The organism is Clostridioides sp. ES-S-0006-03, from assembly GCF_020662275.1.
GTDB lineage: Bacteria > Bacillota > Clostridia > Peptostreptococcales > Peptostreptococcaceae > Clostridioides.
Genome location: NZ_JADGMM010000015.1, coordinates 1 through 13,625 on the forward strand (window position 1 = coordinate 1; position 13,625 = coordinate 13,625).

Sequence of the window (13,625 nt, forward strand, 5' to 3'; positions counted from 1 at the left end):
AGCCAGGATCAAACTCTCAAATAAAAGTTTATCAGGCTCAGATACTATTGTTATCTAAATATCTGGCTTTATGGTTTGTTTCTTGTTTTATAAATTAACCTACTGTTTAATTTTCAAAGTTCATTTTGTTCTCTTTCGAGTACAGTAATAATAATATCACCTTTCAAATAACAAGTCAATACATTTTTTTATGTTTTTTTACATTTTTTCTATTCTTTTGTATAAAACAAATTTATCTTGTTACACTTTCATGTAGAATTAATCCTTATTTTGTTTCCACTTTATTATCTATTAATTGTAAGTTATAGCTTCTAATAACCTCTATTAGTAGTTCTGCATATATACGATTCCCACTTTTATCTTCAGCTGTACTATATCCAGCATCTTCTAATGCTTGTGCCTGACTAATATAGTCTTTTGCTTCAAACAATCCATTTTTTCTATACCTTTTATTATTTACTAAAAATAAACCATGGTCTTTTACAGAGTCCTCTAATGAACCATATGACCTAAAACTTGCTACAATTTTTTCATTATAATGTTCAGAAGTTGAAATTGCTACACTTTTTCCCTTCCACGCTTTATCTGCCTTTATACCAAATAAATTATTACTTTGCTTTGTAAGTTTAGAATTGCCCCACCCAGATTCTAATATTGCTTGTCCAATTGTTATAGATGGTAATATACCATAATCGATATACTCTCTTATAGCTGAGTCTTCTAATTTCTTTATAAACTTAATTTTTTCATCACTATCTTTTAGTTCCTTATTTCCAAGATATGTGTATTCTAAATCCTTCATGTATTTTTTTGCTCTACTTTTTTGAGAAGCGTCAAATTTCAATTCATTCAATACTTTCTTAAACTTTTTTACCTTGTATACTTTTTCTCCTTTATCATTTTTGTCTTCTACTATAAATTTTTCACCAACATTTAATGTATCTTTCTTTTTTATATTACTTAAATCTTCATCATAAATTACCATATCTATAGCAAGTAACTCCTTCCAGCTTAATTGAACTTTTCCGCCCCCTGCTTCATCAGCTACATCCATATAGTATTCAATTTTAGTAGTTTTTATATCTCTTACCTTATATAAGTCTTCAAAATATTTTGTTATATTAAAAACAGCTATTATACTTGCTATTATAAACACAGTAATAAATACCTTCTTAAATACAAGCTTTAACCTTCTTACAGCTTTATTTTTGCCTAAATTTTTTATACATTTTCTAGCCATATTATTCCCCCTTGCTAATTGTATTCCTTATCTTATCATAATTTTTATATTAAGTCGTTATATTTTAATTCTGTCTTATATAAAATTTAAATTAAGCTAACAAAAGCTAATTTAAGTATCTTCAATTAAATTTTTTTACTATTATATCCACTATATACTTGCTTGCATTTCCATCCCCATATGGATTTGAAGCTTTACTCATTTGAATATAATTATTTCTATTTGTTAATAATTGTTTTACAGAATTATATATATTTTCTTCATTTGTACCTATTAATTTAAGTGTTTTTGCTTCAATACCTTCTATTCTTTCTGTCTTTTTTCTTAACACAAGTACTGGTTTCCCTAGCGATGGAGCCTCTTCTTGTATTCCACCACTATCAGTCATTATCATATATGATTTGTTTAAAAAATTGTGAAAATCAACTACCTCCAAAGGCTCTATAATGTGAATTTTTTTAGTGTTTTTCCCAAATACTTCACTGGCTATACTACGTATTTCAGGATTTAAATGTATAGGATATACTACCTGTACATCTTCAAATTCATCTACTATTCGCTTTACAGCTCTAAATATATTTCTCATAGGTTCTCCTAAGTTTTCCCTCCTATGAGAAGTCAATAAAATCATTCTGTCATCACCAAGCTTATCCATTATAGGGTGAGTATAATTTTCTCTTATTGTCATCTTTAATGCATCAATTGCAGTATTGCCTGTTACAAATATATTGTCTTCAGACTTTCCTTCTGAAATTAGGTTTTGTTTTGCCAAATTAGTAGGAGCAAAGTGTATATCAGCAATAATTCCTGTAAGTTGTCTATTTAGTTCTTCTGGAAATGGAGAATATTTATCATAAGTTCTAAGTCCTGCTTCTATATGACCTACTAGAACTTTACTATAAAATGCAGTTAAACTAGTAGCTAGAGTTGTCGTTGTATCTCCATGTACTAAGATTACGTCTGGCTTTTCTTTATCTATAATCATGGGAAGTTCATTTAAAACTTTACATGTTATATCATTTAAACTTTGCCCTTTTTTCATTATGTCTAAATCATAGTCTACATTTATATTGAAAGTTTCTATAACCTGGTCAAGCATTTCTCTATGTTGTGCTGTCACACACACAATACTTTTTATATGCTCTCTTTTTTCAAGTTCCTTAATTAAAGGAGCTACTTTGATAGCTTCAGGTCTAGTTCCAAATACAGTCATAACCTTGATGTCATCCATTTATATCTCTCCTAATCAACTATTTATATACTATAATTGTCTATTTATATAACAAATTTATTTATACCAAGATTTAATAATCTTTATACTCTCTTTTGATGGATAAAAGTTTTTTTCTTCATCAATTTTACCTACACAAAACACAGAAAAACCATTTATCCAATCCTCTTTTTCAAAAACTCTCCTATATGCTTCAAAGCATCTCGCTTGTTCTTCATCATTTATAATTTCTGAAGGAACATGATTCCATGGTTGAGAACTTGCATTTTCTCTATTTGAAAAGCCTAATTCTCCAAAAAATATCGGTTTACGATGAACCTTATAAAGATTATATAGTTCTTCTTTTATATTTTGTCCTCTATTATTCACAGTAGATGAATGTAAAGCAGAAACCAATTCATCAACTGTATTGACAGATTTATCACTTAACTCAAAATACGCTGCTATGGATATAAAGTCTAACTTATCAAAAAAATTATTATTTAGTTTTTGTTCATAAGATAATTTACTATTTAAATCACCTTTTCTTGTATACCACCAATTAGTTCTATATGTTACAAGACCATCAAATTTTGATTGTACAAAATCTATTATTTCACCCCAATTTTGTTGATATTCTTCTAGGTATACAAAATTAGAGCCTACATTTAAAACCTTTACATCCAATGGATTTGCTACATCTTCTATAAGTTCATTTAATACAGTATTTTGCCAGTTATAAAAAAATCTTTTTTTATTCATAGGATTCCAATCTGTCTCATACAACTCTCCATTTTTTATCCATGGATATGCTTCCAATATTGTGGAAATACCCTGCTTGTTTAATTTTTTTATTAGTTTGATTGCCTTTTTTTTGCTATTAGTATCTATTGACATGATATCAGAATTAATATCATCTACAGTTATAACTATAGGTACATTTATTGTATTCAATCCTAGCTTATCTATATCCTTCATAACTTGATTTATTTCATAATCTATAGATAAATTGGCTGATTTAATCTTGCCCTCATACTGGCTATCTACTAAACTTCTATTTTTTAATTCAATATTTACAAAATAAATTATAAATACAAAAGTTAAAATAATTCCTAAGATTAAAATATTTTTCTTAAATTTAAATTTGTTTATATTTTTATTCAAATCATATACCTCATTTTAAAATAATAAGTTTACTGTATTATCTTCTTTTATATTTCTTGATAAATAATATTGATAGAATTATAGCTACAGTTATAACAATAAAAGAAACAACAAAAAAAACTTTAGCTGTTTTACTTATATTCAATTCTCTACTTGAATCTTTTATTTCTTTATTTATTTTTGTATTGTAATTTAAATCTTTTACTTCTCCATATTCATCAATTGTTAGTGTATCTCCTTTTAAATCATTGCCTTGACTTTTATTTAATAAATAATCCATTCCTAAATATAAATTTTTTTCATCTATTGAGCTGATTACCATAATATTTCTTTGATTATTGTAAGGTGATTTTATCAATTGTATTGATGAAATGTTTTTACCATAATCGTCAATAAAGCTTATCTTATCATTTGATAAAAAGTTAGAATAGTTTTTATTGAACTTTACATTTAAGTTGCTATTTATCATCTTTATAACAGAGTTGTTAAGTGGTACTCCAAAAACTATAATATTCGCATCTTTATATTTATTGATAAACTCTTTTCCTCTAATTACATTTATGTTTCCTTCATGTGAACTAATATTTGCACCTAAATTAACACCTAGTCTGGACATCCATGTCATTGCTTGAGACCCAGAATAATCTGGCATTATTACAGTTAAATCATTAAACCTATCATTTTTAACAAATGGATATGGATAACTTTCAAAATTCAGTGACTGATTTTCTTTTGTCGATAATTCCAAATAAGAACTATTTGATACGTATGCCCAAGGATTATTACTTTCTCTTGTAACACAATTTAAATTTTTTATATTTAAATTAAACACCAACTTAACTTGATAGTAGTTTTTATTATCTATATCTTTAGGTATTTTTAATTCTAGCTTGTCATTGTCTGAATATGCTCTATCTAATTTTTTACTTCCTACAACAACATCATTTATATATACTGTAACTAATGACTTGTCAAAATCCAAATTATCAGAATATCTTAAATTTAAAACAATCTTTGAACCATTATTTAACTTTCTACCTTTTGGTATTCTAACATCAAATAAAGCTTGTTGACTAAATGCACCTTCCAATAAAATATCTGCATATCCTAGTTCTTCTAAGGTCATATGTCCTAAATTTAATTCTTGTTCACCATCAATCTTTATATTAGTATCTTTATTTACAAGTATTGATGATGATAGAATTTGATTAGAAAGTCTATTATCTATCAATACTTTAGATGCTTTTATTAAATCTTCTTCATTACTACCTATTACCACCAGCATCTTCTTATTATTGTTATATGGAGAATTTATCTGTTTAATTATACAATTTGAAGATAATAAAGTTTGTTCCTTTGCACTTAGAATATTCAAAATTTCTTCTGCTGTATTTTCGGGTTTACCAATGTATATAATGTTATCATCTGACCAGTTCTTCATTTCTGAATATAATTTAACGTCAAACTGTAACTTATCGTTCTGTGTTATTTTTCCAAATTCTGATGCTAAATTAAACACAGCTGTAGATTCACCTCTACTCATATTATCTGGAACTACTAAAGTTGTATCTAGCTTAAAATTTTCTTCAATTTCTATATATGGATATGGATACTCATTTATTGAATTGCCCAATTTTTTCTGCTTATATCTAATTGATGTATAAGATTCCTTATGAATAACCATCCAGTTTCCAGTGTTAGAATCATCCTGACATATTTTGTCAGATATTGTTTTATATGCTTTTACTTTTATTTCATTATATCCTTGTATTATATAATCTTTAGGTATTGATACTTTTAATGTATCTTTATAATCTTTTTTGGCATTTAGTTTAATCGATTTTATTGGTACATTATTTATTAAGATAGTTAAACTTGAAACATCTCCATTTAATATTTGACTCTTACTAAAATTAAGATTAAATAACACTTCCTCAACATCCCAATTTTTGTTTACTTCAAAAAAAGTACTATTGCTACCTATAACTCCATCAATAGTTACATCTCTTTCAAACTTATAATTTTTGACTTTGGTTTCATCAGCTTTTACTTCATCTACAAATGCGATATTTGAAAAAAACAATACTAAAGATACAATTAATACAACAAATTTTTTCATGTTAATACCTCCTGTACATGAATTAAAATCTTTCCGTTTTATACCATTTAACTTCTCTTTTAAAAATTATATCTTTTAAATACTCTACCATTCCTTTTATAGCAACAAATAGCCATAGTTGAGAATATGTAAAATACATAAGTGCTACTATAAATATATTCTCAATTGTAGCCTCACCTTTTTCTATAGTTAAGCTTATACTCACTTCTATGATAAATAAAATGTATGATAGTATCCATATTATAATAAAGTTGATTGGAATAGAAATCTCTATTAATTTAAATACACTTAAAACAAATAAAATATCTGAGATAATAACAGATGTTAAAAATAGAAAATATACAGAAAAAAAGTAGGCTATATCAAATACAATTTTATTTTTACCTTGTTTAAATATATTTTTTATATATTTCATTAAAACGTATATATTCCCTTTTGCCCATCTGGTCCTTTGCTTTATCCAAACTTTAATAGTTTCTGGTTCCTGTTCCCATGTTATCGACTGTGGCACAAGCTTTATTTTATATCCTAACTTATATATTCTAAAGCTAATTTCTGTATCTTCTGCAATTGCTTTGCTATCCCATCCCCCAATTTCTTCTATAATACTTTTTCTCAATATAAAGTTAGTTCCTGGTATTGTACATAAATTAAATAATTGCCATCTACCAGCTTGAGACATCCATTGAAAGCTTAAGGTTTCAATATTTATAAATTTCGTCAATAGATTTTTACTTTTATTTCTAGTTCTAAACTTTCCAATAACAGCACCTAATTCATCATCTAGAACTATTGTTTGTATTAAATACCTAAGTGCATCTCTATCTGGGGTGTTATCTGCATCATATACTGCTATAAACTCTCCTTTTGAAATTTTATATCCAATATTTAATGCATTTGATTTTCCCTTACCTCCAGTCATGCTATCTGTATTTATAATAGTAAAATTATAGTTTTTGTATTTACTCTTTATGCTTTCTAAAATTTCTCTACTATTATCAGAAGAGTTGTCATTTATCACAATAAGTTCCATTTTATCTTTAGGATAATTAAGTAGTAATAAAGATTCCACAGTCCTACCTATCACCTTTGCTTCATTATGAGCAGGAACAAGTATTGATACCACTGGATATCTATCAATTTTTTTTATTTTTTTATCAAAGTTCTTAAAATAAAATAGATATCCCCCCATAGCTAAAACTATATTTATAAGTAGTAAAGACCATATACTAAATAAACTAAATATAAATAGATACTCTGATACATTTAATCCTCTCATAAAATTCACCTAAAATCTTTTTAAATATTAGCACTTCATATAAACTTTTTTATTTTAAAAATTTCTTTTTATCTATTTTTTTAAAATATATAAATATAATTACAAAAACTAAAACACTTATAGATACTATTGATATTAAAATTTTGCTGATTTTAGATATAGATTTAAACCTAGTTTCATCTTCTTTATTTTTTTCTAAATTTCTATCATAGTTGACTTTAATTTCATTACCATTATTTCTTATTTGTATCTCATCAACCTTTACCCAATTATCAAAATCTCTTAAATCCAAAAACTCTATATTTTGTTTTTCTAGGTACTCTATTGTATCTTTCAAATATTTTATATCTAAATACGAATGAAAGAAAAAACCACCACTAAAACCTCTGACAATAGATAATGTATCTAAATTTTCTTTTATGTTTTGAAAAGTAAGTTTATCTTCTGGGTCTATATATCCCAAATTTTCAGGAATGAATATGTTAAATTCTTCTGTATCTCTAATTACATATGGATACGTATTTGTGCTAAATTTTTTATCATTATTTTGATGTTGCCCTACATAAGTAGAAAAATATTTTTTTAATTCTTTATATCCTTCAGATTCTATTGCATAATGAGGAGCTTCAAATGCAAGAGGATAAATTCCATTTTCTATACATATTCTAAGCCCTTTTAAAACCCTATCTTTCACAAAAATTGTCATATTTTCTTTTAATGGCTCATCTTTTTCCCCATCCCAAAATTCATATCCTTCTCCAGAAACTTCTTCATTTTTATATTTATGTGTGTATCCATGTAATATAACTGTACCACCCTTATCTTGCATATATTTTACTGCTTTAACAATCTCAGGGCTTTCTGATAAAGTCGTTATCTTATGATTTTTAGGATTTACATAAGCTGGTATCAAAGCAATTGTAAATGGTATATTCTTATTGCTTAAATAATCAGCTATTTTTATTAATTCTTTTGGTTCTCTAAATGCATGTACATCTTCTATTCTTACGAATATACGACCTTTATTGAAAGTTTTAACATTAAACACATCATTTAGTGAATCACAAAATATATAAAATAAAACACCATCTAAATCCAACTTTGACACATAGAAAAGATTTTTATCATTTACAATATACGGATATTCATTTACTGTATCACTAATAGTTCCTATAATTTTATTGTTTTTATCTGTTGATTTTACAATATTAAATAAATAGTGTTCCTCCAAGTTATACTCTTTACCTTTATAGGTTACACTGTTTATATTATTTGTTTTTTTTACATATTCTAAGTTATATTTCTTATATTCCAACAGATTTTCTATACCATGCCCTAACCAGCAGATGACTCCTTTATAGGAATCTAATGAATTAATTAAGGTGTTAGTTTTTTCATCATTACTATATGAATTTTCATTTATTCCTATAATAAATATATGACTATAATAAGTTTCATTTATCTCATTATCATAGTTGCTTAATTTTAATAACTCTATATTTGAGCTAAATCTACCTAATAGAGTCCTCACAATTTTCAAGATATCTCGATTGTAAGATGTTTCTTTCTTAGAATCATAAATAACCAATACCTTATTTGTATTAGAATAAGTCTCTACCGCATATGAGCATATATTAAAATTTGACATTATCAATACTATTAAAAACACAATTAACACTTTAGATAAATTTTTATTGTAAGTTTTAAACATCATACTGCAATTCCTCTTCAACCATATTCTTAAAATTTATACTGTCTCCAAAAGTATCTTTATACTCTAAAATTGCAATTTTCACATCTATATTTACATATCTTCCTTTATTATTTAAATCTAAGTTTAACTCTTTTATCCTCTTCTTTATTCTATCTCTAACAACTTTTGAGCCTTCTAATGCTGTGTTTGGCATCAGTATTCCTATCATATCTTTTTGTAAACTGTATATTATATCTTCATTTCTTGTACATTCCACAATATTTGAACTAATATATTTTACTATTTTGTTAGTTTTACTTTCACCAAATATAGTCTGTAGGTTTTCATAATATGGTAATTTTACTATCATAAGAGAAAAAGTAGTAGTATATCTGACTGACTTACTTATTTCCATATCTACATCATTATAAAAAATTTTTAAGTTTCTAAGCCCAGTTTCATTATCTATAGTTACTAGTTCCTTATATTGTTCAGTTAATTTTATATTTGTAAGTTGTAATTCATTTATGTTTTTATTTATGTTCCCCATTATAATTGAAGATATTGGTATTGCTATTATCCATATATATGATATAAACTCAACATCTATATTGTGAGTAATATTGTTATATAAAATATAGGATGTATATATAAATATAGTTATTGAACTTGTTATTAAACCAACTACTGAGTTTGATAAATAAGTTAACATTATTATAAAAAAAATAACTGATAACATTATAAATACATTCAGTTTATTTTCTGTTCTAATAGATAGTATTACTATCCCAACAATTAAAAATATAAAAACAAACAAACTTAACATTAATAAATCTATCTTTTTATTTGTCCCATTCATTTTTTATAAATTTACACCTCCAATTATTTTATTAAGTTGCCCATTTTTTCTAATTATTATTAAAATCAATATGTAAATAATTTTTTAACTTAATAAAAATAAATTAAATTATATATATATAAATAAATAATAAAAAAACAAACAAATATTTAAGATTAATGCTATCTATTTGCTTATCTTTAAAATAATTATCATGTATGTATTTATAGTAAATAAATTATATATATCTATAACATACACATATTTATGTATAAGCAAAAAAATAAAACTGTTCAATAATTAGAAAATAATTTCTAAATAAGAACAGTTTTATTAAGTAAATATTATTAAATAAATAATACTCTATTTTGATTTTAACTCTATCCAAGCCTTATCGTATAACTTGATGTTTTCACCAATATCTTCAAAAGTTTCACATTTAGCAAGTACATCCTTAGATGGATATGCAACAGGATTGCTAGTTATTTCTGGGTCCAATAACTTTAGTGCTCCTGTATTAGGTGTTGAATATCCAATATACTCAGCATTTACTTTTGCATTTTCTGGGTCTAGCAAGAAGTTTATAAATAACTCAGCTTCTTTTTTATTTTGTGCTGTTGTAGGTACACACATAGCATCCACCCACTTGTTTGTACCTTCTTTAGGTATAGCATAATCAAGGTCAGGATTTTGATCCATCAATGTAACTGCATCTCCAGAATACAACATCCCCATTGCAACTTCTCCACCTAATAATCTATCTTTTCCTTCGTCGTTTACATATGCTAAGACCAAATCCTTTTGCTTTATTAAAAGATTTTTTGCTTCATTTATTTCTTTTGGATTTACACTATTCATACTATATCCTAATTTTTTAAGGGTTATCCCTATAGTATCTCTAACAGAGTCAAACATCATCATGTTTCCTTTATATTTTGGATTCCAAAGTATATTCCAACTATCTATAGGCTCTTTAACTTCTTTTTTATTATATAAGATTCCAAGAGTACCCCACATATATGCAACACTATATTCATTAGTGTCATCATATACAGGATTTAAAAAACTCTTATCTAAATACTTCATATTAGGTATATTTTTAAAATCTATTTTTTCCAAAAGACCTTCATTTTTCATTTTTTCCACCATATAATCTGATGGAAAAACTAAATCATAATGAGTGCTACCACTCTTAACCTTTTGATACATCATTTCATTAGTATCATAAGTTGAATACTGAACTTCTATTCCTGTTTCTTTTTCAAACTTATCTATAAGAGATTCATCTATATAATCACCAACATTATATACATTTAGAACCTTTGTAGAATCTGTTGATTTATTACATCCTGTAAATAAAGTTGCTGTAATCATACCTACAGTTATAAGGGATATTATTTTCTTAAACTTAATCATTATTTAGTCCCCCTTACTATAGATTCTTTTTTATTAGCCAATAGAAGTAATCCTAAAACCACCGCAAACATTATCGTTGATAATGCATTTATTTCAGGCTTTATACCTCTTCGAGCCATTCCATAGATTTCTATAGAAAGATTACTTACACCATTTCCAGCATTAAAGAAACTTATTATAAAGTCATCTATTGACATAGTAAATGCAATCAAAAATCCAGAAACTATACCTGGTTTTATTTGTGGTAAAATTACTTTTCTAAGAGCATACATAGGTGTTGCTCCTAAGTCCATAGCTGCATCTTCTATATTATCAGGTAATTGCTTCATTTTTGGTAAAACTGAAAGTATAACATATGGCAAACAAAACATTATATGTGCTAATAACATTGTTGTAAAACCAAATTCCATTTTTACAAATACAAATAGACTCATAAGGGCTACTGCTGTAACTATTTCTGTATTTAAAATAGGAAGGTAGTTTACATTCAGTATTAATTTTTTACTCTTCCCTCTCATCTTATGTATCCCTATAGCACTTATAGTTCCTACTATTGTTGATATTACAGATGCTAATATAGCTATAACAACAGTGTAATATAAAGCACTCATTATACTTTCATTTTGAAGTAATTGACCATACCATTTCCACGTAAATCCATTCCATCTTGCCATTGATTTTGAATCATTAAAAGAAAATAGTACCAATGCAAATATGGGTGCATACAAAAATAAGAATACTAATGCTAAATATATATTAGAAGTTATTTTCTTTAATTTTAAAATAGTAACCCACCACCTTCTTTGTCAGATTCATCTCCAAATTTTGACATTATCGACATGGATATTAATATTACTATCATCATAAATATCGATATAGCTGAGCCAAAGTTCCAATCTCCAACAACTGTGAATTGTTGTTCAATTAAATCTCCAACTAACATTATTTTACCTCCACCTAGCAGTCTTGATATTGCAAAAGTAGTAACTGCTGGCATAAATACCATAGTTATTCCAGACATTACTCCAGGCAAACTCAAAGGAAATATAATTTTTCTAAATACTGTCATGTTATTTGCACCTAAATCATGAGCAGCATTTATTAAATCATTATCCATCTTTGAAAGTGCTGTATATATTGGAAGAACCATAAATGGTAAAAAGTTATATACCATACCTAAAAGTATAGCAACATTAGTATACAAAATTGCTAATGGCTGTATTCCAAACCATCCTAAAAATGTATTTAAAAGTCCATTTTTTCCTAATATAGCTACCCATGCATATGTTCTTAAAAGAAAATTCATCCACATAGGAAGAATAAACAACAGTATTAATGAACCTCTTCTACTTACATGAGCTTTTGAAATTATATATGCCACTGGATAACCAACTACAAGACATATCAATGTAGCTACTCCTGCTAAAAGAATAGAACGAGCAAATACTTTAATATATATAGGGTCTATTACTTCTTTATAATTCTCAAGTGTAAATGCATAACCTGTACTTGAGTCTTTTGTAAAACTGAAAAATACTACTAGTATTAAAGGAATTATTACAAATATCGCACTCCAAACTACATATGGATATGCTAAAAAAGATTTCTTCTTCATATTAGTTACTCTCTTTTCTCATTATATGGATGTCTTCTGGATATATGTCCATGCCTAGTTCTACTCCAACTTCAGCATTTTTAGTATTATGAAGTATCCACAATCTTCCATTTTCATTTAATTCTATTTCATAGTGCACTCCTTTAAATACTGTAGATGTAACTTTCCCCTTTAACATTCCTTCTTCTGGCTTTACCATTTTTATATCTTCTGGTCTTATTACTACTTCTATATTTTCATTTTTTTCAAATCCTTTATCTACGCACTCAAACTCTCTATTACAGAAATTTACTTTATAATCTTCCATCATAATTCCATCAAATATATTACTTTCACCTATAAACTTTGCTACAAATGAATTTTTAGGTTCATTGTATATATCTTGAGGTGTTCCCATTTGTTGTATTTTACCTTTATACATTACAACAATAGTATCTGACATAGTAAGAGCCTCTTCTTGATCATGAGTTACAAACACAAATGTTATTCCTAATTTTTTTTGAATTCTTTTTAATTCTATTTGCATTTCTTGTCTTAATTTTAAATCTAATGCTCCAAGTGGCTCGTCTAGTAACAATACTTTTGGTTCATTAACTAAAGCTCTTGCTATTGCAATCCTCTGTTGTTGTCCTCCACTTAATGAGTCAACTTGTCGTCTTTCAAAGCCTTCTAGTGCAACAAGTTTTAAAACCTCTTTCACTTTAGCATCTATTACATCTTTTGGAGTCTTTTTAATTTTTAGTCCAAAAGCTACATTTTCATATACATCCATATGTGGAAATAAAGCATATTTTTGAAACACTGTATTTACTTGTCTTTCATATGGTGGCAAATTATTTATCTCTTTACTTTCAAATAAAACTTTACCATCATCAGCATACTCAAAACCTGCTATTATTTTTAATGTAGTAGTTTTTCCACATCCACTTGGTCCAAGTAAAGTTAAAAACTCATTTTTCTTTATATCTAAATTGAAATTATCTAAAACAGTAAGTTCCTCATAATGCTTAGATATATCTCTTAATTCTATTATATTTTCTACCACTTATTA

The 13,625-nt window shown here is 26.5% G+C and carries 11 protein-coding genes; all 11 read right to left on the reverse strand.

Annotation, left to right across the window (positions count from 1 at the left end; translation table 11 throughout):
- Positions 1–265: 265 nt before the first annotated feature.
- Positions 266–1,240: a glucosaminidase domain-containing protein gene (locus IR151_RS16605; protein WP_227436607.1), complete on the reverse strand. Its 975-nt coding sequence runs from the start codon at positions 1,238–1,240 to the stop codon at positions 266–268.
- Positions 1,241–1,361: 121 nt separating this feature from the next.
- Positions 1,362–2,471: a non-hydrolyzing UDP-N-acetylglucosamine 2-epimerase gene (gene wecB / locus IR151_RS16610; protein ID WP_227436609.1), complete on the reverse strand. Its 1,110-nt coding sequence runs from the start codon at positions 2,469–2,471 to the stop codon at positions 1,362–1,364.
- Positions 2,472–2,528: 57 nt separating this feature from the next.
- Positions 2,529–3,614, reverse strand: a complete 1,086-nt coding sequence (locus IR151_RS16615; RefSeq protein ID WP_227436611.1) for a glycoside hydrolase family 113 — start codon at positions 3,612–3,614, stop codon at positions 2,529–2,531.
- A gap of 37 nt (positions 3,615–3,651) precedes the next feature.
- A complete protein-coding gene (locus tag IR151_RS16620; RefSeq protein WP_227436613.1) occupies positions 3,652–5,733 on the reverse strand; it encodes a cellulose biosynthesis cyclic di-GMP-binding regulatory protein BcsB in 2,082 nt (693 codons plus the stop codon).
- A gap of 22 nt (positions 5,734–5,755) precedes the next feature.
- Entirely contained in the window at positions 5,756–7,012 is a 1,257-nt protein-coding gene (locus IR151_RS16625; protein WP_227436615.1) for a glycosyltransferase, read from the reverse strand.
- A gap of 49 nt (positions 7,013–7,061) precedes the next feature.
- Positions 7,062–8,726, reverse strand: coding sequence for a polysaccharide deacetylase family protein (locus IR151_RS16630; RefSeq protein ID WP_227436617.1), 1,665 nt, complete (start codon positions 8,724–8,726; stop codon positions 7,062–7,064).
- The gene (locus IR151_RS16635) at positions 8,716–9,564 is read right to left on the reverse strand and encodes a diguanylate cyclase domain-containing protein (protein WP_227436619.1); all 849 of its coding nucleotides are present in this window, start codon (positions 9,562–9,564) and stop codon (positions 8,716–8,718) included. Before IR151_RS16635 ends, IR151_RS16630 begins: the two co-directional genes overlap by 11 nt.
- A gap of 342 nt (positions 9,565–9,906) precedes the next feature.
- Entirely contained in the window at positions 9,907–10,959 is a 1,053-nt protein-coding gene (locus IR151_RS16640; protein WP_227436621.1) for a spermidine/putrescine ABC transporter substrate-binding protein, read from the reverse strand.
- A complete protein-coding gene (locus IR151_RS16645) occupies positions 10,959–11,633 on the reverse strand; it encodes an ABC transporter permease (protein WP_227436781.1) in 675 nt (224 codons plus the stop codon). The genes IR151_RS16640 and IR151_RS16645 overlap by 1 nt, the downstream gene beginning before the upstream one ends.
- A gap of 104 nt (positions 11,634–11,737) precedes the next feature.
- Positions 11,738–12,574, reverse strand: a complete 837-nt coding sequence (locus IR151_RS16650) for an ABC transporter permease (RefSeq protein ID WP_227436623.1) — start codon at positions 12,572–12,574, stop codon at positions 11,738–11,740.
- A 1-nt stretch (position 12,575) separates the two neighbouring features.
- On the reverse strand, positions 12,576–13,619 hold the full coding sequence (gene potA, locus IR151_RS16655; RefSeq protein WP_227436625.1) for a spermidine/putrescine ABC transporter ATP-binding protein: 1,044 nt from the start codon (positions 13,617–13,619) through the stop codon (positions 12,576–12,578).
- Positions 13,620–13,625: the final 6 nt, after the last annotated feature.